At 66.7% G+C, this 18,535-nt stretch carries 16 protein-coding genes and 1 riboswitch; of the genes, 8 read left to right on the top strand and 8 right to left on the bottom strand.

The features are described from left to right. Positions 1–40: 40 nt before the first annotated feature. The 4 genes from metF to ACERLL_RS11465 all read right to left on the bottom strand — a co-directional run bounded on the left by metF (position 41) and on the right by ACERLL_RS11465 (position 4,543). Positions 41–889: a methylenetetrahydrofolate reductase [NAD(P)H] gene (metF, locus tag ACERLL_RS11480; protein WP_373656237.1), complete on the bottom strand. Its 849-nt coding sequence runs from the start codon at positions 887–889 to the stop codon at positions 41–43. 156 nt (positions 890–1,045) lie between these two features. Beyond that, positions 1,046–2,335: an adenosylhomocysteinase gene (gene ahcY, locus ACERLL_RS11475; protein WP_373656236.1), complete on the bottom strand. Its 1,290-nt coding sequence runs from the start codon at positions 2,333–2,335 to the stop codon at positions 1,046–1,048. A 106-nt stretch (positions 2,336–2,441) separates the two neighbouring features. After that, positions 2,442–3,608: a methionine adenosyltransferase gene (metK, locus tag ACERLL_RS11470; protein ID WP_373656235.1), complete on the bottom strand. Its 1,167-nt coding sequence runs from the start codon at positions 3,606–3,608 to the stop codon at positions 2,442–2,444. 164 nt (positions 3,609–3,772) lie between these two features. Further along, complete coding sequence (locus ACERLL_RS11465) at positions 3,773–4,543, bottom strand: class I SAM-dependent methyltransferase (RefSeq protein WP_373656234.1); 771 nt, start codon at positions 4,541–4,543, stop codon at positions 3,773–3,775. Positions 4,544–5,125: 582 nt separating this feature from the next. Further along, a riboswitch (glycine riboswitch) is annotated at positions 5,126–5,221 on the top strand. Positions 5,222–5,436: 215 nt separating this feature from the next. On the opposite strand from ACERLL_RS11465, the gene lipA reads away from it, so the two are divergent. The 6 genes from lipA to ACERLL_RS11435 all read left to right on the top strand — a co-directional run bounded on the left by lipA (position 5,437) and on the right by ACERLL_RS11435 (position 11,935). Then, the gene (gene lipA, locus ACERLL_RS11460; RefSeq protein ID WP_373656233.1) at positions 5,437–6,327 is read left to right on the top strand and encodes a lipoyl synthase; all 891 of its coding nucleotides are present in this window, start codon (positions 5,437–5,439) and stop codon (positions 6,325–6,327) included. A 59-nt stretch (positions 6,328–6,386) separates the two neighbouring features. Continuing rightward, a complete protein-coding gene (gene gcvT, locus ACERLL_RS11455) occupies positions 6,387–7,511 on the top strand; it encodes a glycine cleavage system aminomethyltransferase GcvT (protein ID WP_373656232.1) in 1,125 nt (374 codons plus the stop codon). A 36-nt stretch (positions 7,512–7,547) separates the two neighbouring features. Then, a complete protein-coding gene (gcvH, locus tag ACERLL_RS11450; RefSeq protein WP_373656231.1) occupies positions 7,548–7,937 on the top strand; it encodes a glycine cleavage system protein GcvH in 390 nt (129 codons plus the stop codon). A 3-nt stretch (positions 7,938–7,940) separates the two neighbouring features. Next, on the top strand, positions 7,941–9,284 hold the full coding sequence (gene gcvPA, locus ACERLL_RS11445; RefSeq protein ID WP_373656230.1) for an aminomethyl-transferring glycine dehydrogenase subunit GcvPA: 1,344 nt from the start codon (positions 7,941–7,943) through the stop codon (positions 9,282–9,284). A gap of 191 nt (positions 9,285–9,475) precedes the next feature. After that, positions 9,476–10,942, top strand: a complete 1,467-nt coding sequence (gene gcvPB / locus ACERLL_RS11440; protein WP_373656229.1) for an aminomethyl-transferring glycine dehydrogenase subunit GcvPB — start codon at positions 9,476–9,478, stop codon at positions 10,940–10,942. A gap of 57 nt (positions 10,943–10,999) precedes the next feature. Then, on the top strand, positions 11,000–11,935 hold the full coding sequence (locus ACERLL_RS11435) for a carbohydrate kinase family protein (protein WP_373656228.1): 936 nt from the start codon (positions 11,000–11,002) through the stop codon (positions 11,933–11,935). 81 nt (positions 11,936–12,016) lie between these two features. On the opposite strand, the gene ACERLL_RS11430 is transcribed toward ACERLL_RS11435, so the two are convergent. Then, positions 12,017–12,697 (bottom strand): S24 family peptidase, encoded by a 681-nt coding sequence (locus ACERLL_RS11430; protein ID WP_373656227.1) that lies wholly within the window; start codon positions 12,695–12,697, stop codon positions 12,017–12,019. 96 nt (positions 12,698–12,793) lie between these two features. Here ACERLL_RS11430 and ACERLL_RS11425 point away from each other — a divergent pair, with 96 nt between their 5' ends. Then, positions 12,794–13,081, top strand: a complete 288-nt coding sequence (locus tag ACERLL_RS11425) for a helix-turn-helix domain-containing protein (protein WP_373656226.1) — start codon at positions 12,794–12,796, stop codon at positions 13,079–13,081. A gap of 4 nt (positions 13,082–13,085) precedes the next feature. Further along, positions 13,086–14,045 carry a GGDEF domain-containing protein gene (locus ACERLL_RS11420; protein WP_373656225.1) on the top strand — a complete coding sequence of 320 codons (960 nt, stop codon included), beginning with the start codon at positions 13,086–13,088 and terminating at the stop codon, positions 14,043–14,045. A 44-nt stretch (positions 14,046–14,089) separates the two neighbouring features. Here the strand turns inward: ACERLL_RS11420 and ACERLL_RS11415 are convergent, their stop codons facing one another. The 3 genes from ACERLL_RS11415 to ACERLL_RS11405 form a co-directional block, all read right to left on the bottom strand. Continuing rightward, positions 14,090–14,494, bottom strand: coding sequence for a rhodanese-like domain-containing protein (locus ACERLL_RS11415; RefSeq protein ID WP_373656224.1), 405 nt, complete (start codon positions 14,492–14,494; stop codon positions 14,090–14,092). A gap of 232 nt (positions 14,495–14,726) precedes the next feature. After that, the gene (locus tag ACERLL_RS11410) at positions 14,727–16,775 is read right to left on the bottom strand and encodes a thioredoxin domain-containing protein (protein WP_373656223.1); all 2,049 of its coding nucleotides are present in this window, start codon (positions 16,773–16,775) and stop codon (positions 14,727–14,729) included. Between the two features lie 198 nt (positions 16,776–16,973). Continuing rightward, positions 16,974–18,338, bottom strand: a complete 1,365-nt coding sequence (locus ACERLL_RS11405) for an NAD-dependent succinate-semialdehyde dehydrogenase (RefSeq protein ID WP_373656222.1) — start codon at positions 18,336–18,338, stop codon at positions 16,974–16,976. Positions 18,339–18,535: the final 197 nt, after the last annotated feature.

Below are 18,535 nucleotides of genomic sequence, written 5' to 3'. Positions count from 1 at the left end.
CGAGGAGGGCCCCACCCCGGTCCGAATGCGTGCCCGGGCCTTACAGCCCCAGATTCTCCCAGATGCGCTTGGTGGCCTCGGCCTTGTTCAGCGAATAGAAGTGGATGCCGGGAATGCCCTGACTGAGCAGGTCCTCGGCTTGCCGGGTGGCAATGTCGATCCCGAGCTCCTTCTGCGACGCCGTATCGTCGCCGAAATGCTCCATGCGCTTGCGGATCCATGCCGGGATGTCCGCGCCGCACATCTGGGAGAAGCGGTCGATCTGCTTGAAGTTGGTGATCGGCATGAGCCCCACCTTGATGGGGATGTCCACCCCCATTTTCTGCACATCCTCCACGAACTTGTAGTAGGCCAGGTTCGTGTAGAAGTACTGCGTAGTGGCCACGTCGGCACCGGCCTTCACCTTGCGGACGAAGTTCTCCATGTCCGTTGCGGGATCCGGGGCCTCGGGGTGGAATTCGGGATAGGCGCCGACCACCACCTCGAAGTCCGGGAAGTGCTCCTTGATGTAGGCCACCAGCTCGTTGGCGTAGCGGAAGCCACCTTCCTTGAAGGCCTCCTCGTCCTCGGGGATATCGCCGCGCAGGGCGATGATCCGCTTGATGCCGGCTTCCTGGTACCGCTGGAGGATCTCGTGGATGTCCTCCTTGCGCGAGCCGATGCAGGACAGGTGCGGGGCGGCATCGATGCCGGCCTCCTTCTGGATCCAGTCCACCGTCTGGAAGGTTCGCTCCCGGGTGGATCCGCCGGCGCCGAAGGTTACCGAGCAGTATGCCGGATCCAGCGGCTTGAGCTCGTGCACCGCTTCCTGGAGCCGCTTCTCGCCCTCGTCATTCTTGGGCGGGAAAAACTCAAAGGAAAATTCGAAATTTTCCCGTTTGAAACCCATATTCGTATCCTCGCGTAGCGTGGATGCCTGGCGGCTTGGCCGCCTCCGAAAAATCCCCATTGGTGGGCCGCCCTGCGCGGGCGGCCTACCGAATGGGGACGAGCCCCATTCGGGGGAGGGACGGGGCCCTCCCCGGCCTTATGCCGGCGCCGCCTATTAGTAGCGGTAATGCTCCGGCTTGTAAGGACCCTCGACCGGTACACCGAGGTACTCGGCCTGGTCCTTGTTCATCTGGGTCAGATGACCGCCGAGGCCTTCCACGTGCACCCGGGCTACCTCCTCGTCGAGGTGCTTGGGCAGGATGTAGACCTTGTTGTCGTATTCCTCGCCCTTGGTCCACAGCTCGATCTGGGCCAGGGTCTGGTCCGAGAAGCTGTTGGACATGACGAAGCTGGGGTGGCCGGTGGCGTTGCCCAGGTTCATCAGGCGGCCCTTGGACAGCAGGATGATGCGCTTGCCGTCGGGCCAGATCACGTGGTCCACCTGCGGCTTGATCTCATCCCACTCCAGGTCGGACAGGCCCGCCACGTCGATCTCGTTGTCGAAGTGGCCGATGTTGGACACGATGGCGTTGTGCTTCATCTTGTCCATGTGGGCGCGGGTGATGATGTCCTTGTTGCCGGTGGCGGTGACGAAGATGTCGGCCTTGTCGACCACCTCGTCCATGGTCACCACCTCGAAGCCCTCCATCTGAGCCTGCAGGGCGCAGATGGGGTCGATCTCGGTGACCGCCACGCGGGCGCCCATGGCGAGCAGGGACTGGGCGGAGCCCTTGCCGACGTCGCCGTAGCCGGCCACCACGGCGTACTTGCCGGCCACCATCACGTCGGTGGCGCGCTTGAGCCCGTCGAGCAGGGACTCGCGGCAGCCGTAGAGGTTGTCGAACTTGGACTTGGTCACCGAGTCGTTCACATTGATGCAGGGGGTCTTCAGCTCGCCCTGCTTCTCCATGTGGTAGAGCCGGTGCACGCCGGTGGTGGTCTCCTCGGTAACGCCCTTGATCTGCTCAAGCAGCTGCGGGTACTTCTCGTAGACCATGGCGGTGAGGTCGCCGCCGTCGTCCAGGATCATGTTGGGGGTCCAACCGTCCGGGCCGTTGATGGTCTGCTCGATGCACCACTCGTACTCCTCCTCGGTCTCGCCCTTCCAGGCGAACACCGGGGTACCCTCGGCAGCGATGGCCGCGGCGGCCTCGTCCTGGGTGGAGAAGATGTTGCAGGAGCTCCAGCGCACGTCGGCGCCGAGGTGCTGCAGGGTCTCGATGAGCACGGCGGTCTGCACCGTCATGTGGATGCAGCCGGAGATCCGGGCGCCCTTGAGGGGCTGCTTGCTGCCCCACTCCTCGCGCAGCTTCATGAGACCGGGCATCTCGGTCTCGGCGATCATGATCTGTTTCCGGCCCATGCCGGCCAGACCGATATCCGCAACCTTGTAGTCGTTAGCCATTAAACCGCTCCTCGGTTACTTGGCGAAAAATCGATTCGGGGGTCGGGGAAGAAGGGCCCCGGCCGGAAACCCGGCCGGGGCCATTTCCGACTATGCCCGTGTTTTTTTACAGGCCGCCGTCGGCCTTCAGCGCCTCGGCCTTGTCGGTCTTCTCCCAGGAGAACTCCGGCTCCGGCCGGCCGAAGTGGCCGTTGGAGGCGGTCTTCTTGTAGATCGGGCGCAGCAGGTCGAGCATCTGCACGATGCCCTTCGGCCGCAGATCGAAGTGCTTCCGGATCAGCTGCTCGATCTTTTCCTCGTCGATCTTGGCGGTGCCGAAGGTCTCGACGTGGACGGACACCGGGTTGGCGATGCCGATGGCGTAGGCCACCTGCACCTCGCACAGGTCGGCGAGGCCGGCCGCCACCACGTTCTTGGCCACGTAGCGGGCGGCGTAGGCGGCGGAGCGATCCACCTTCGTGGGGTCCTTACCGGAGAAGGCGCCGCCGCCGTGACGGCCCATGCCGCCGTAGGTGTCGACGATGATCTTCCGGCCGGTGAGGCCGCAGTCGCCCACGGGGCCGCCGATCACGAACCGGCCGGTGGGGTTGATGAAGTACTTGGTGTCGTCGGACAGCATGGAGGAGGGGATGATCGGTTTGATCACCTCTTCCTGGACGGCCTCTTTGAGGTCATCGTAGCTGACGCTCTCGTCATGCTGCGTGGAGATCACCACGGCGTCGATGGCCTTGGGCGTGTTGCCCTCGTAGCGCACGGACACCTGGGATTTCACGTCGGGACGCAGCCAGGGAAGCTTACCGTTGTTGCGCAGCACCTTCTGCTGCTCGGTCAGCTTGTGGGCGTACTGGATGGGCATGGGCATGAGGTCTTCGGTCTCGTTGGTGGCGAAACCGAACATCAGGCCCTGGTCGCCGGCGCCCTGGTCCAGGTCGAGGCCGGTGCCCTCGTCCACGCCCTGGGCGATGTCCTGGGACTGCTTGTCCAGACCGATGAGCACGGCGCAGGTGTTGCCGTCGAAGCCCATCTCGCTGCTGTTGTAGCCGATGTCCGTGATGGTCTTGCGGACGATGTCGGTGTAATCGACATTGGCGCCGCTGGTGATCTCACCGGAGATGATGGCCATGCCGGTGTTCACCATGGTCTCGCAGGCCACGCGGGACATGGGGTCCTGCTCGAGCAGGGCGTCCAGAATGGCATCCGAGACGTTGTCGGCCACCTTGTCCGGGTGGCCTTCTCCAACGGACTCGGAGGAGAAGAGGTATTCGCGTGCCATACCCGAAAAGCTCCTCGTGTTGCGAAAGTTGAGGGTTGAGAAAATCTTCAACGGGCCCCGGGAGCTGCCCGGGGCGCAGGTGCTACTGATAAAGCGATGCCCGGAGCCCCTGCCGGCCGATACCTAGATGGTACGCCGACCGGGACGGGGCCGGTTGATCCTAATCAACCACGCGGCTTATAGGCCACCTGTTGGATGAAGTCCACTTCATCACGGTCGTAGGGCTTCTCGAAGTCCCCATAGCGGACCACGTTGATGAAGCCGGCATCTTCCAGCAGGTGAGAAACGTAATCCTGCCGCAGCGGATACATCTTGAGCTGGAACTTGGCGCCGTCGGGGAAGACGTACTCGAAACGGGCCAGATAGCGGTTCAGCTCCGCCGGGTAGGCATCCACGCCCTTCCCGGAATAGTAATAGTTATGCTTCGAGCTGTAGCCGTGCTCGAGCATGGAGTCGTAGTTGCGGTGGTCGATGACCACCATGCCGCCGGGCTTCACCACCTTGAAGAGCTCCTCCAGGGCGTCCCGCCGGGCCTCATGCTCGAACAGGTGCGTGAAGGAGTTGCCGAGGCAGATGATCGCGTCGAAGGTCTCCTCCCCGAGGTCTTTGGAGGCCTTGACCCAGTCCACCACCTTGGTGCCCTGAAGAGTCACGCCCATCTGCTTGGCGTTCTCCTCGGTCTTACGCACCATGTTTTCGGAGCCGTCGGAGGCGGTCACCTTGAAGCCATTCTTGGCCAGAGTGATGGCGTGGTAGCCGGTGCCGCAGGCCACGTCGGCCACGGTCTCGCAGTTGGAGGCTCCCAGCAGGCGTTCGTAGAAACCGCCCTCGCCTTCCTCGCGTTTTTTCCAGCCGACCAGGTCATCCCAGTAGTCGGCGAAATCCGGGGTGTACTGCTCGTGCTCGAGCCCGGTGTTCTCGTTTCGAATCCCCATAGGAGAAACTCCTCCCTCGATGGTAAACGGGTAGTTTGCGGAATAGGTAGCCGCTAGGGGCGAAGGGCGGGTTGGCGCAGTGCCCGGGCGTGGTCGCCCCGGGGGGCAAAATCGGTGCAGCGCGAATCGGCGCTCCGGTAGGGGTGCGCAGGGGCCGATCCGCGAATAGATGGCGTCGCGTGGTCGTTCGGAGCAGGATACGGCCGGCCGCGCGGGCCGGAGCGATCGGCCGCGGGGTCGGTCGTCAGGGTGCCGGCTTCGGTACGTGCCCGGAAGCTTTCCAGGGCTCGTCGGCGGCCGGAGTCATGTGCCAGGCACAGAACTGTGTCAGGAAGCAAGAAGTCGCCTGCTCGGTTTGGACTGGCAAGTATCCTACCACCAACCTTGCACATGACCAAACATACCTCGTTTTCTCGGACCCGGCATCTGCGCAAAAAACGCGATAATGCAGCATTGTGCGCAGGCTGATAAGGCACCGCTTGGGGGTTTTGGGAACGGCGTACCGGTTCCTGGTCATTGACAGGCCCCATGTCCACCATACAATGTTTCGGGCGAGAAGCAGATCAAATTCGTTCGGCCCAGAAGATCCCGATGGGAGAGACTCCGCCGCCGTCCGGCGGGGCGCCGAAGGGGAAACTCCTCCCGGAAGCTCTCAGGCAAAAGGACCATCGGGGGATGGGGCTCTGGAGAGACCTGGCCAGCATCCGTCAAGGATCGGCTGGCAGGGCACCGAAGGGGTAGCCTCGCTCCGGAATTCCCGGACCAGCGGAATTCCAGAGCGATGTGAACTCTCAGGTTTCCAGTACAGAGGGGAGGATGGCACGGGAATGCCGTCCTCCCCTTTTTTGTGGGCGGATGACGGCCAATCCCGGTACAAACGGGAGGAAGCCACGATGGACCAACAGCCGATGAAGTTCCACGGCGGCAACGTGTCCCGCATGCCCTCGTGGATCCGGTACGCCCTGGGCGACGCCCGGGGCAGCAAGTACGGGACCACCGCGCGGGCGGTGCACGGGAACCGCCTGGTGACCATCTGCGAAGAGGGCAACTGCCCCAACCGCGGCGAGTGCTGGAGCCGCGGCACCGCCACCTTCATGATCCTCGGCGAGACCTGCACCCGCGCCTGCGGCTTCTGCTCGGTGGCCACCGGAAAGCCCGGCGTGCCCGCCGATTATTCCGAGGCGGAGCGCGTCGCCGATGCAGCCGCGCAGATGGACCTCTCCTACGTAGTGCTCACCTCCGTCAATCGTGACGATCTCGACGACGGCGGCGCCGGCCTGTTCGCGGCCACCGTCCGCGCCCTGCGCGCGCGCAAGCCCGACATGGGGGTGGAGCTGCTTACCCCCGATTTCCGCAAGGTGGTGGATCCCGCCGTGGCCACCATCGCTCCGGAGGCCCCGCTGGTCTGGGGCCACAACGTGGAAACCGTGCCCCGGCTGTATAAGCCGGTGCGCCCGGGATCCGAGTATTCCCGCTCCCTCTACGTCCTGGAGCGCGCCGCCTCCCTTTCCGGCGTGGAGGCCAAGTCCAGCCTCATGCTCGGTCTCGGGGAAACGGAGTCCGAGGTGACCGCCGTCATGCGCGACCTGCGCAGCGTAGGCGTGACCCGATTGGCCCTGGGCCAGTATCTCCGTCCCTCCCGGGACAAGCTCCCCGTTCAAGAATATATCCATCCCACCCGCTTCAAGGCCCTGGAAGAGGCCGGCCGGGAAATGGGCTTCTCCTGGATCAAGGCGGGCCCCCTGGTGCGCAGCTCTTACCACGCCGAAGAGGTGCAGGCCTAGCGGCCCGGGTGTCGCCGGCATGAGCCGGCGACGGATATACGGAACAGGGAGGAGCAGTCATGGGTCTGAGGACGCCGCTCTACAATACCCATGTGGCCGCCGGCGCCAAGATGGTGCCCTTTGGCGACTGGGACATGCCGCTGCACTACGGTTCCCAGGTGGAAGAGCACCACGCGGTGCGCCGAGCCTGCGGGATCTTCGATGTCTCCCACATGCAGATCGTGGACTTCACCGGCGACGCCGTGGAGGCCTTCCTGCGCCACCTGCTGGCCAACGACGTGGCTAAGATCAGCGGGGAGGCGGGGCGCGCCCTATACACCTGCATGTGCAATCCGGAAGGCGGGGTGATCGATGATCTGATCGTCTATTTCATGGAGCCGGGCTGGTTCCGGATGGTGGTCAACGCCAGTCGGCGACAGGCCGACCTGGAATGGATCCGTGCCCGGCGCGATGCCGGCCACCCCGGAGTGGAGATCAGCCCCCGCGAGGATCTGGCCCTCATCGCCGTCCAGGGACCCGAAGCGGAATCCCTGCTCCCGCCCTTGCTGGGCGGACGGGCCGAAGGCGCGGTGAACGGTCTGCGCCCCTTCCAGGCGGCGGTCGTCACCGGCGCCCTGGGCGGGCTGTTCGTGGGCAAGACCGGCTATACCGGCGAGAAGGGCTTCGAGGTGGCCATGCCCGATGAGGCGGCCGAGGCCTTCTGGGGTGCCGTGGTGGAGGCGGGGGCCCGCCCCGCCGGCCTGGGCGCCCGGGATACCCTGCGCCTGGAGGCGGGTCTGAACCTGTACGGCAATGACATGGATGAGGCCACTACGCCCTTGGAGGGGGGCCTGGCCTGGACCGTGGCCTGGGAGCCGGCGGACCGCGACTTCATCGGTCGGGCCGCCCTGGAAAAGCAGCGTGAGGCGGAGCCGGAGCGCAAGCTCATCGGACTGGTCCTGGAGGGCAAGGGTGTTTTGCGGAGCCACCAGGAGGTCCATTTCGAAGGTCTGGAGGAGGTGGGTGAGATCACCAGCGGGACCTTCTCGCCCACCCTCGAGCGGGGCATCGCCCTGGCCCGGGTCCCGGCGGAGGCCGCCGGGCCGGGCAGGTCGGCCAGGGTCGTGGTGCGCAACCGCGAGCTGCCCGCAAAGCTGGTCCGGCCGCCCTTCGTGAAGGCCGGCAAAGCCAATTTCGATATCTAACCCCCGCCGTAACGCCCTATAGAAGGAGGGAATGCCATGGAGATTCGGGACGATCGCCGCTATACCAAGAGCCATGAATGGGTGAAGCCGGAGGGCGATGGCACGGTTTCCATCGGCGTCACCGATTACGCCCAGGACCTGCTTTCCGACGTGGTGTTCGTCGAGCTCCCCGAAACCGGGGGCAGCGTGGCCGCCGGCGACGAGGTGGCGGTGGCGGAATCGGTGAAGGCCGCATCCGACATCTACGCGCCCATTTCCGGGGAGATCGTGGCGGTGAACGAGGCCTTGGAGGACAGCCCGGAGAAGGTCAACGAGGAGCCCTTCGACGGCGGCTGGATCTTCCGCATGAAGCCCGGCGACGAGGGCGAGGTGGAGGCCCTGATGGGACACGAGGCCTACCAGGAGCTGTGCGAGTCCGAGGAGTAGCCCATGCCGTTCATTCCGCACACCGAGGCGGAGGCCCGCGAGATGCTCGACACCCTGGGGCTGTCGAGCATGGAGGAGCTGTTCGCGGAAATCCCCGAATGCATCCGGGCCAAGCCCCTGGAGAAGGTGCCCGAGGGGCTCTCCGAGATGGAGCTCATGCGCCTGATGCGGGAGCGCGCCGCTCAGGATGAATCCGGCCTGCGCTCCTTCGTGGGCGCCGGCGCCTACGAGCACCACATCCCTTCGGCGGTCTGGGAGCTGGCCACCCGCGGGGAATACTACTCCGCCTACACGCCGTACCAGGCGGAGGCCAGCCAGGGAACCCTCCAGACCATCTACGAGTTCCAGACCATGATCGCCGGCCTCACCGGCATGGAGGTCGCCAACGCCAGCCTCTACGACGGCGGCACGGCGCTCGCCGAGGCCGTCCTCATGGCGGTGCGTGCCCACAAGGGCAAGAGTCAGAAAGTGCTGGTGCCCGAGAGCGTGCATCCGGCCTACCTGCGCGTGGCGCGCACCTTCTGCGGGGCCCAGGGGGTCACGCTGGAATCGGTTCCCTTCCAGGAGGCCTCCGGGACGGTGGATCCGGAGCGGCTGGGGGGCGACGACAACGAGTACGCCGCCCTGGTGGTGCCCCAGCCCAACTTCTTCGGCCGCCTGGAGGCGGTGGAGGAGCTGGCGGCCTGGGCCAAGGCGCGCGGCGCCCTGGTTATCGCCGTGGTCAACCCCACGGCGCTCGCCCTGCTGACGCCGCCGGCCGAGTGGGGTGCCGATATCGCGGTGGGCGAGGGCCAGCCGCTCGGCCTGCCCATGTCCAGCGGCGGGCCGTATCTGGGCCTCATGGCCACCACCAAGAAGCTGGTGCGCCAGATGCCCGGCCGCCTGGTGGCGCGCACCGTGGACACGGACGGCAAGGAGGGCTTCTCCCTGACCCTGCAGGCCCGGGAGCAGCACATCCGGCGCGCCAAGGCCAAGTCCAACATCTGCACCAACCAGGGGCTGGCCATGACCGCCGCCACCATCTACATGTCCCTGGTGGGCGAGGAAGGGCTCAAGCAGGTGGCGGGGATGAGCCACACCAATACCCGCAGGTTGGTGGAGAAGCTCACCGCCATCGACGGCGTCGAGCGGCGTTTCGACGGTCCCTTCTTCCACGAGGCGGCCCTGCGTCTGCCCAGGCCGGCCGCGGAAGTGGGCGGCGCCCTACTGGACCGCGGCGTGCTGGGTGGATTCGACCTGGGCCGGGAGTACAGCGATCTCGGCGACACGCTGCTGGTCTGCGCCACGGAGACCAAGACCGAGGCCGACCTCGACGCCTTCACCGAGGCCCTGGCCGAGGTGCTTTAGGTCCGGGAGACGGGGAAAGAAAACGCCAAGCAGCCAAGCGAACCGAGGAACGCCAGGAAGGCGGCCTGATGCCTGAAAGACCGCATTTCTCCGGCGGGAGCGGGAGAAGCGGGGCTCGGGCAAGCCAACAATGCGGTTGTCCTTTTTTCTTGGCGTCTTGGCGTTCCGGCCTTTTCCATGAGGATGCACATATGCTGATCTTCGAGCATAGCCGCGACGAGCGGACCAACAAGGCGCAGCTGCCCCGGGGGGAGGTGGCCCTGGACGATCTGCCGGAGGCCCAGCGCCGCAGCTCCGCGCTGGGCCTGCCGCAGGCGAGCGAGATGGACGTGGTCCGCCACTACACGAGGCTGTCCCAGCAGAACTTCTCCATCGACACCCATTTCTACCCGCTGGGCTCCTGCACCATGAAGTACAATCCGCGGGGCGCCAACGAGGCGGCCATGCTGCCGGGGCTCCTGAACCGCCATCCGGAGACGCCGGCGCGCTTCAGCCAGGGCATCTTCTCGGTGCTCCATGAGCTCCAGGAGATGCTGGCGGACATCTGCGGCATGCATGCGGTGTCCCTGGCCCCCGCGGCCGGCGCCCAGGGCGAGTACGCCGGCGTGGCAATGATTCGGGCGTATCACAAGGCGCACGGCAACCACGAGCGTGACGAGATCATCGTCCCCGATTCCGCCCACGGCACCAACCCGGCCACCGCCTCCATGGGCGGTTTCCGGACCGTGGAGATCCGCACCAAGCCGGACGGCGACATCGACCTGGAGAGTCTGGAGGAGGCCCTTTCCGAGCGCACCGCCGGGCTGATGATCACCAATCCCTCCACGCTGGGGCTGTTCGAGCGGGGCATCAAGGAGATTGCCGACAAGGTCCATGCAGCCGGCGGCCTCTTGTACTACGATGGCGCCAACCTGAACGCCATCCTGGGGAAGGTGCGGCCCGGGGAGATGGGCTTCGACGTCATGCACTTCAACCTGCACAAGACCTTCTCCACCCCGCATGGGGGCGGTGGGCCCGGGGCCGGACCGGTGGGCGTCAGCGAGCGCCTGCTGCCCTTCGCGCCGGTGCCGCTGGTGGCGCGGGACGCGGACGGCGGCTACTTCCTGGAGTACGAGCGGGAGCGGCCCCAGAGCATCGGCCGCATGACCGCCTTCCCGGCCAACATCGGGGTGCTCCTGCGGGCCTATGCATACATCCGCATGGCGGGCCGCGAGGGCATGGAGCGCATCGCCGAGCACGCGGTGCTCAACAGCAATTACCTGCTGGAGAAGCTGCGCCCCCATTACCAGGTGGCGTTCCCGGGGCGGCGCGCCATGCACGAGTTCATCCTCACGCTCGAGGACCTGGCCAAGTCCGATGCGCACGTTTCGGCCATGGACGTGGCCAAGCGCATGCTCGATTTCGGGGTGCATGCGCCCACGGCCTATTTCCCGCTTTCGGTGCCCGAGTGCTTCCTGGTGGAGCCCACGGAATCCGAGGCCAAGGAGATCCTCGACCACTTCGCGGGGGTGCTCGCCGCGATCCGCGAGGAAGTGGACGTCGACCCCGACAAGATCAAGAACGCCCCCTACACCCTCCCCGTAAAGCGCCTCGACGACGTGCGCGCGGCCAAGGAGCTGGATCTGGCCTGGGACGGGGAGCGCAAGGCCGCGGTCTGATACCCGGCCGCGCACGGGACCGATTTCCGCAAGAAACCCACTAAGGAGAAAAACCCCATGAGCGCTCTGATCGCCGGATCCTTCGCGTTCGACAACATCCTGGTGTTCCACGACAAGTTCAAGAACCACATCCTCCCGGACAAGGTCCACATCCTGAACGTGGCCTTCCTGGTGCCCACCATGCGCCGCGAGTTCGGCGGAACCGCCGGAAACATCGCCTTCAATCTCAAGCTGCTGGGCAACGATCCCATCGCCATGGGCGCTGTGGGTACGGACTTCGGCCCCTACGCGGAGTGGATGGACAAGCACGGCATCAGCCGCAAGTACGTGAAGGAAATCCCCGAGCACTTCACCGCGCAGGCCTTCATCACCACCGATGAGGACGATAACCAGATCACCGCCTTCCACCCGGGCGCCATGGGCGAGGCCCACCGGCAGAAGATCTCCGAGGTGACGGAGAAGGTGGAGTGGGGCATCGTCAGCCCCGACGGCAAGGACGCCATGGTCGAGCATTCCCAGCAGTTCAAGGAGGCCGGCATCCCGTTCATCTTCGACCCCGGCCAGGGCCTGCCCATGTTCTCGGGCGACGAGCTGCTGGCCCGGGTGGATGAAGCCGAGATTCTCGCGGTGAACGACTACGAGTGGCAGATGGTGCAGGACAAGACCGGCCATTCCGCCGAGGACCTGTCCAAGCGGGTTTCCACCCTAATCGTCACCAAGGGCGGTGAGGGCTCCGAAATCTACACCCAGGACGGTATGATCCACGTGCCCACCGCCAAACCGAAGTCCATCGAGGATCCCACCGGTTGCGGCGACGCCTATCGCGCCGGCCTGCTCTTCGGCCTGACCAACGGCTTCGACTGGGAGACCACCGGTCGCATCGCCGCCACCATGGGGGCCTACAAGATCGAATCCAGCGGTCCGCAGAACCACTCGTTCACCATCGACGAGTTCAAGGCCCGCATGGAGGAGAATTTCGGCAGCAGCTTCTAGAGCGAGCGTTCCTGAAGCCGAAGGGCCCGCCCCCATTCGGGGGCGGGCCTTTTTGTGCGTTCCGGGGCAAGCGCGGCCGGTTCAGAAGCGGCGACCCGCCCAGGCGATGCGGCCCAGCACCCGGAGCTCGGAGCGGGATTGTCCGGAAACGTGCATTTCCGGATAGAGGGTGTTGTCGCTCTGCAGACGCAGGGAGCCGTCGGGGGCGGGGACGGCGCGGCGCGGAACGGCCAGATCCTCGAGCCGGAATAGGTAGAGACCGGCGGCCTCCACCCGGTTGGCGCGTGTGTCGGCGAGCACCAGGTCCCGGGGCTGGAAGGTGGGCATCATGGCATCGTCCGGGACCTCGGCCAGCAGCAGGGAGGCGGGCTCCAGGCCCAGGTCCCGGAGCCACGCCCGCCGGAATGAGAGCGGCGATGCCCCGTGGTTGTGGAGGGGCACGGCGACCCAGTCATCGCCGGCACCGTACCCGCCCGGCGGCTCCGCGATACCGCTTTCCTCCGGCCCGGTATCCGGCAGCCGGCCGTAGGCGAGCCACTCCAGGGAAACGCCGCCGGCCTCGGCCAGGGCGGCTGCGGCAGCCAGGGACGGCAGGTTGTCGCCCCGGATGTAGCGGAAGAGCTGGCTCTCCCGAATACCGGCGGCGGCCGCCAGCTTGCGCTTCCCGCCTGTCATTTCCGCGATTCGGGTGATGCGCTCCCCGAGCCCCTGCAAGAGGCTTTGCGCGGCGTTTTCGGGGGGTGGCGGGGCGGATGCGCTCATGAGAAGGCGATACCGTATTGCGTAAAAGATTGTTCTTGTATGGCGTATTTGTTATGTTCGCTATGGTATTGATCCTTCGCGCCCGATGGGGAGGCCATGGACTGGGAACCAGCGGACATCGTGGCGGCTCTGCACAAGGCCGGCTGGTCGCTACGCCGGCTGAGCTTCGCCTCCGGCTACGATTCCAATGCGCTCAAGCACGCCCTGCGCCGTCCCTATCCGAAAGCGGAGCGCATCATCGCCGAGGCGATCGGGCAGCGCCCGGAAACCTTGTGGCCCAGCCGCTACGGGTCGAATGCCCAGGATTCCGTCTCGGATGCGCGGGAGGACTCCCGGTCCCTGTCCCCATGGGTACAGGGGGAGGATATCACCCCCGGGGAGTGAGCCAATGCTGTTCGAGGGCGAAACAGGCGAAGGTCACTGGGAGGGCCTTGCGGCTATGGGCTGGGAGAGCCTGGAGGGTATCCTCCGGGCGCTGGGCGCGGGCGGTATCCTGTTCGGCCAGGAGGGTGCGATCCGGTGGATCAGCCCGGGGCTGTCGGAATGGTGGGGGCTCGAGCCGGCGCAGTGGCTTGGGCATCCCATGGAGGCCTTGAAGGCGCATCCGGAGCTGGGGCCCTGGCTGGCTCCCATGCTGGATTCGGACGGCGCGCTACCGGAGGGTCCCCTCTACGGAGAGGTCCGGGGGCGTTGGTTCCGGGCCGTCCGTTCCGGCTTCTCCCGTAGGTTCCAAGGCGGTGCACTGCTGGGCGTAGTGGAGCTGACCCTGGAGAAGCGGCGCCTTGAGCATCTGGAGCGGGCCGCTCATCGGGACGAGCTAACCGGGCTGTCCAACCGCCGCTGCTTTCGCGAGCGCCTGCGGGCCGCGGTCCAGGGGGCGTCCCGGCACGGGTTTCCGGTGACTCTGGCCTACCTGGATCTGGATGACTTCAAGAAGGTCAATGATCGCCTGGGCCATATCGCCGGTGATGGCGTTCTGCGGGACGTGGGGCAGGTGCTGACCGGGTGCGTGCGGCGGACGGACACCGTGGCGCGGCTCGGTGGCGAGGGATTCGTGGCGCTTTTCCCGCACATGGAGCCGGAAATGGGTCGGCGCAAGGCGGAAGCGCTTCGGAAAGCGCTGATCCGGGAGGGCCTGCCGGGCCCGGAAGGGCCGGACGGCCCCCTCACCATGAGCATCGGGGTGGCCGGAGGCCACTTACCCGGGGTCCGTCCCGGCGGGGACGATCTGGAAAACCGGCTGATGTCCGCCGCCGATCACGCCCTGTACGCGGCGAAGGCCGCGGGGAAGAACCGGGTCCGGCTAGGGAGTCTGGCGGCGGAGGAAGCGGGTCCGGCCGGCGCTTGAGACGGTGCCCCGGATTCGCCCGTCCGCCGCCGTTCGTCGCCGGTTCAGACGTCCTCCTTGAGGGCCCCCTCCCAGGTGCAGTCGTCACCGAGCCAAACGGCGGCCCCCCCGGCTATGTTGTAGACCTCCTCGAAGCCCATGTCCTGCAAAGTGGCCGTGGCCATGGCACTGCGCCCGCCGGATTTGCAGTAGAGCAGGATCGGCCGCTCCCGCGCCCGGCAGAGCTCGCGGTGAGGGTTCTTGTAGTCGGGGTCGGCCGCCGATTCCAGCGTGCCGCGGGGGACGTTCACGGCTCCCGGGATATGGCCCATCTCGAATTCATCGGGCTCCCGGACATCCAGGATCATCACGCCCTCCCGCTCTTCCAGCATCTCCTCGGCGGTATCGGGATCCACTTCCCGGATGCGGCTGCGCGCCTCGGTGACGAAATCCTTGAGGGCCTTGGCCATTTGCGTCCTCCTGGAGAAAGAGAAAAAGGGCACGGAGCGAAAACCGGCGAGGCGCCGAGGAGCCAAGAACCGAGAAGCAGCCCCCTGAGCGCCCATCCGCGGGCCCCGGTTGGACGGCCTGGAGGGGTGATCGCCCCCAAGCGGATTGGACCGCTCCTCGTTCAGGAAGCCTCGGGTATCCTGTTTCCTCGATTTCTTGGTGCCTCGGTGTTTTCTCGCGCTTCCCGGCTACCTATGCCTCCCCGGCGAGGGCCTGCTCGAAGGCGGACCATTCGGTTATGGGAGCGGAGCACTCGGTGCCGCGGCAAATGTAAGCGGTTACTTCGGCGCGATTGATGCGCTCCGCCAAAGCCCCCGGCAGGTCGCGTGCCCCATCGGGGATGCAATAGATCCGGCGCCGGGGATGATAGCCCGATTGCGCGGCCGCCTGCCATTCCCGGGCGGTTTCCCCGCCCCGCAACGTCACCAGGGTGGGCGGCGCCACGGCCTCCTCCAGGGCGGTAATGAGCGCGACATAGGCCCCGGGATGGGCCTTCATTTCCGGCATGAACAGCCGGAGGGTTCGCTCGGCGGCTTCTAGGTAGCGGGGGGCTCCGAGGAGGTGGCCCAGCTCCAGCAGGGCCTGGGCCGCCGCGCCGTTGCCGGAGGGGAGGGACTGGTCGAGCCCCGGCTTGGGGCGATGGATCAGGGCTTCGTGATCGTGGGCGGTCATGAAGAACCCGCCATCGGCGGGGTCCTCGAAGCGTTCCAGCAGGGTTTCCGCGAGGTCCCGGGCGAAGGAGAGATCCGTATCCCGCCACTGCCACCGGAGCAGATCCAGCAGGCCGTTCAGCAGGAAGGCGTGATCCTCCAGGTAGGCGGGCTGGTGCGCGGTACCGTCCTTGTGCACCGCGAGCAGGCGGCCATCGATCCAGAGGTTGTCGCGGAGGAAATCCACCGCGCCCCGGGCCAGCTCGCCGTAGCGGGCCGCTCCGGTTCCGCGCCCGGCTCGGGCGAGGCCGCCGATCAGGAGCCCGTTCCAGGCGCTCAGGATCTTGTCGTCACGGCCCGGATAGACCCGTTCTTGTCGGGCCTGGAACAGGCGGTTCCGCGCGGTGGCCAGGACCCGGCGCGCCTGCTCCGGCGTCAGGTCCGACTCCTCCGCCGCGTCCTCGGGGTCGCGCGTCCGCTTCAGGTGATTCCGGCCCTCGAAATTGCCGCTGCGGCTGAGGCTGTATACCCGCCCGGCCACGGCCAGCTCGGTTTCGTCCAGGAGCTCGGCGATCTCCTCATAGGGCCAGACGTAATAGCCCCCCTCCACGCCGTCGCTGTCGGCGTCCAGGGTGGCGTGAAAGCCGCCCTGCGGGAGGCGCATTTCCCGCTCCAGCCAGTCCACGGTCTCCCGTGCGGCCTCCGCGAACCGCGTCTCGCCGGTATGGGCGTAGGCGTCCCCCAGCACACCCAGCAGCTGGGCGTTGTCGTACAGCATCTTCTCGAAATGGGGGATGGTCCAGTGGGCATCCACGCAGTAACGGAAGAAGCCGCCCCCGAGGTGGTCATAGAGGCCGCCGTCCACCATGGCCCGGAGGCCGTGCAGGGCCATCCTACCGGCGGCGCGGTCGCCGTCCAGCGCTTCCCGGCGCAGGCAGAAGGCCGTCTCCCCCGCGTGGGGGAACTTGGGTGCCCCGCCCCAGCCGCCATTGGTGCGGTCGTAATCGCCGTCCAGATCGCCGCGCAGGCGCTGCACCACCTGGGAGTCCAGGGCCTCGCCGCCCGCCGGAGCGATGCGGCGCAGGCCGTCCACCACGGCGTCCCCGTTCTGGGCTGCCGCCTCGCCGTTCTCCCGGTAGAAGGCCGCCACCTTCTCCAGCACCTCGCCGAGCCCCGGCATGCCGAACTTGGGCTCCCTGGGGAAGTAGGTGGCGATAAAGAACGGCTTCTGGTCGGGGGAAAGGAAGGCAGTGAGCGGCCACCCACCACCACGCCGGTTCATGAGCTGGTGGGCGAGCTGGTAGATCTGGTCCAGATCGGGCCGTTCCTCGCGGTCCACCTTGATGGGTACGAACAGCCGGTTCATCTGCTCGGCAAGGTCCGGATCCTCGAAGGACTCGTGGGCCATGACGTGGCACCAGTGGCAGGCCGAGTAGCCGATGGAGAGCAGGATCGGCCGGTCCAGGTCCCGGGCCAGCCGCAGCGCCTGCTCGTCCCAAGGCTGCCAAGCCACGGGGTTGTCCGCGTGCTGCTGAAGATAAGGGCTGGAGCAGGCTCCGAGCCGGTTCTCGGTTAGCGCCTCGCCGGCCATGGTCGGCTCCTGAATGGTTTCGGGAGGTCTAAAGGCTTACCAATTTAGTAGGGAATACGGGGAGACGAAAACGCCTAGGCGCCAAGCCAGAAGAGCCGAAGCACGGGGCGGCCGCCATTGTGGCCTCGTATTCAGATGGTCGGGAGTTGGCTGCTTCCGGGGCTTTGCGGCCTTGGCTTCTGGGCGCCTGGGCGTCTTTCAGCCGATCCAGACGGATTGGATGTTGGTGAACTCGCGGATGCCGTGCTGCCCGAGCTCCCGGCCGTAGCCGGAAGCCTTGACGCCGCCGAAGGGCAGGCGGGGATCACTCTTCACCATGCCGTTGATGAACACGCAGCCCACGTCCAGGCGCTGCCCCACCGCCTCCGCCCGCTCACGGTCACCGGACCAGACGGCCCCGCCCAGGCCGTAGCGGCTGTGGTTGGCCAGGGCCACGGCGGCTTCCTCGTCGGGGACCCGCAGTACCGGGGCCACCGGACCGAAGGTCTCCTCCCGGGCCACGGGCATCTCCTCGGTGACACCGTCGAGCAGGGTGGGCGGATAGAAAAAACCCTTGCCGCCGGGGATCTCGCCGCCCAGCAGGAGGCGCGCGCCGCCCTTGACGCTGTCCCGGACCTGGCGGTGCAGGGTGTCCCGGAGGTCGCCGCGCGCCTGAGGGCCGATGCGCGTCTCGGGTGCGGTGGGGTCGCCCACGGGCAGCTCCGCCAGCCGGGCCCGCAGTCGCTCCACGAAGGCGTCGGCCACCGTGTCGACGACGATGAAGCGCTTGGCGGCAATGCAGCTCTGCCCGCTGTTGATGTTGCGGGCAGTGGCCGCCAACCGCGCGGCCTCGTCCAGGTCGGCGTCCTCAAGAACGAGGAAGGGGTCGGAGCCGCCGAGCTCCAGCACGGTCTTCTTCAGGGCCGATCCGGCCGCAGCGGCCACCTTGCGCCCTGCCGTTTCGCTGCCGGTGAGGGTGACCGCCCGCACGCGGGGATCGTTGATCACCCCTTCCACGCGCCCGGACCCGATGGGCAGGTTCTGAAAGACGCCCTGCGGCAGGCCCGCTTCCGCCAGGATGCCCTCGATGGCGGCGGCGCAGGCGGGCACGTTGGAGGCGTGCTTGAGCAGCATGGCGTTGCCCGCCATCAGGGTGGGTGCCGCGGCGCGGAACACCTGCCAGAAGGGAAAGTTCCAGGGCATGACAGCCAGGACCGGTCCCAGGGGGGCGTAGCGGACGTAGCTCCGGCTGGCGTCGGTATCCACCGGCTCGGGGGCGAGGAAGCGCTCCCCCTGCTCCGCGTAGTAGTCGCAGGCCCAGGCGCACTTCTCCACCTCGCCCCGGGCCTCGCCCACGGGCTTGCCCATTTCCCGGGTGATCATGCGCGCATGGGCGTCCGCCTCTTGCCGCAACAGCCGGCCGGCCTGTTCCAGGACCTGGCGGCGATGGGAGAAAGAGGCCCGGGCCCAGGCTTCATGTCCCTGACGGCTGGCTTCCAGGGCGGTCTCCAGCTGCTGGTCGGTGAGCTCCTCGAAGACGTCCAGGACTTCTTCGGTGGCCGGGTTGATCGATTCCATCACCATGCCGCTCCTCCCGGAATGTGCTGAGGCGGTGAAGGGGGATGCCGGGCCTCCTTGACGGGAGGGATGCCCCATTTGAGAATAAACCCCCTTTGAGCAGGGGATAAAGGGCCCCGGGATCGGGGCTTTCCTGCGCCCTCCTGATGGGTCCCGGTCTGGTACGGGCTCCGACCAATAGATCAAGCGTGAAAGCCTGGGGA

Source organism: Thiohalorhabdus sp. Cl-TMA, assembly GCF_041821045.1.
GTDB classification, from domain to species: Bacteria; Pseudomonadota; Gammaproteobacteria; order Thiohalorhabdales; family Thiohalorhabdaceae; genus Thiohalorhabdus; species Thiohalorhabdus methylotropha.
The sequence above is the reverse complement of the archived record's forward strand: the minus strand, read 5'-3'. Positions and strand labels throughout refer to the sequence as shown.

What these genes read in the sequence shown, in the direction of transcription:
- ACERLL_RS11465 (WP_373656234.1), bottom strand. Translation starts at nt 4,543, where the DNA reads ATGGGGATTCGAAACGAGAACACCGGGCTCGAGCACGAGCAGTACACC.
- gcvPA (WP_373656230.1), top strand. Translation starts at nt 7,941, where the DNA reads ATGCCGTTCATTCCGCACACCGAGGCGGAGGCCCGCGAGATGCTCGAC.
- ACERLL_RS11425 (WP_373656226.1), top strand. Translation starts at nt 12,794, where the DNA reads ATGGACTGGGAACCAGCGGACATCGTGGCGGCTCTGCACAAGGCCGGC.
- ACERLL_RS11415 (WP_373656224.1), bottom strand. Translation starts at nt 14,494, where the DNA reads ATGGCCAAGGCCCTCAAGGATTTCGTCACCGAGGCGCGCAGCCGCATC.
- gcvT (WP_373656232.1), top strand. Translation starts at nt 6,387, where the DNA reads ATGGGTCTGAGGACGCCGCTCTACAATACCCATGTGGCCGCCGGCGCC.
- ACERLL_RS11430 (WP_373656227.1), bottom strand. Translation starts at nt 12,697, where the DNA reads ATGAGCGCATCCGCCCCGCCACCCCCCGAAAACGCCGCGCAAAGCCTC.
- ACERLL_RS11405 (WP_373656222.1), bottom strand. Translation starts at nt 18,338, where the DNA reads ATGGTGATGGAATCGATCAACCCGGCCACCGAAGAAGTCCTGGACGTC.
- ahcY (WP_373656236.1), bottom strand. Translation starts at nt 2,335, where the DNA reads ATGGCTAACGACTACAAGGTTGCGGATATCGGTCTGGCCGGCATGGGC.
- ACERLL_RS11420 (WP_373656225.1), top strand. Translation starts at nt 13,086, where the DNA reads ATGCTGTTCGAGGGCGAAACAGGCGAAGGTCACTGGGAGGGCCTTGCG.
- ACERLL_RS11410 (WP_373656223.1), bottom strand. Translation starts at nt 16,775, where the DNA reads ATGGCCGGCGAGGCGCTAACCGAGAACCGGCTCGGAGCCTGCTCCAGC.
- lipA (WP_373656233.1), top strand. Translation starts at nt 5,437, where the DNA reads ATGGACCAACAGCCGATGAAGTTCCACGGCGGCAACGTGTCCCGCATG.
- metF (WP_373656237.1), bottom strand. Translation starts at nt 889, where the DNA reads ATGGGTTTCAAACGGGAAAATTTCGAATTTTCCTTTGAGTTTTTCCCG.
- gcvPB (WP_373656229.1), top strand. Translation starts at nt 9,476, where the DNA reads ATGCTGATCTTCGAGCATAGCCGCGACGAGCGGACCAACAAGGCGCAG.
- ACERLL_RS11435 (WP_373656228.1), top strand. Translation starts at nt 11,000, where the DNA reads ATGAGCGCTCTGATCGCCGGATCCTTCGCGTTCGACAACATCCTGGTG.
- gcvH (WP_373656231.1), top strand. Translation starts at nt 7,548, where the DNA reads ATGGAGATTCGGGACGATCGCCGCTATACCAAGAGCCATGAATGGGTG.
- metK (WP_373656235.1), bottom strand. Translation starts at nt 3,608, where the DNA reads ATGGCACGCGAATACCTCTTCTCCTCCGAGTCCGTTGGAGAAGGCCAC.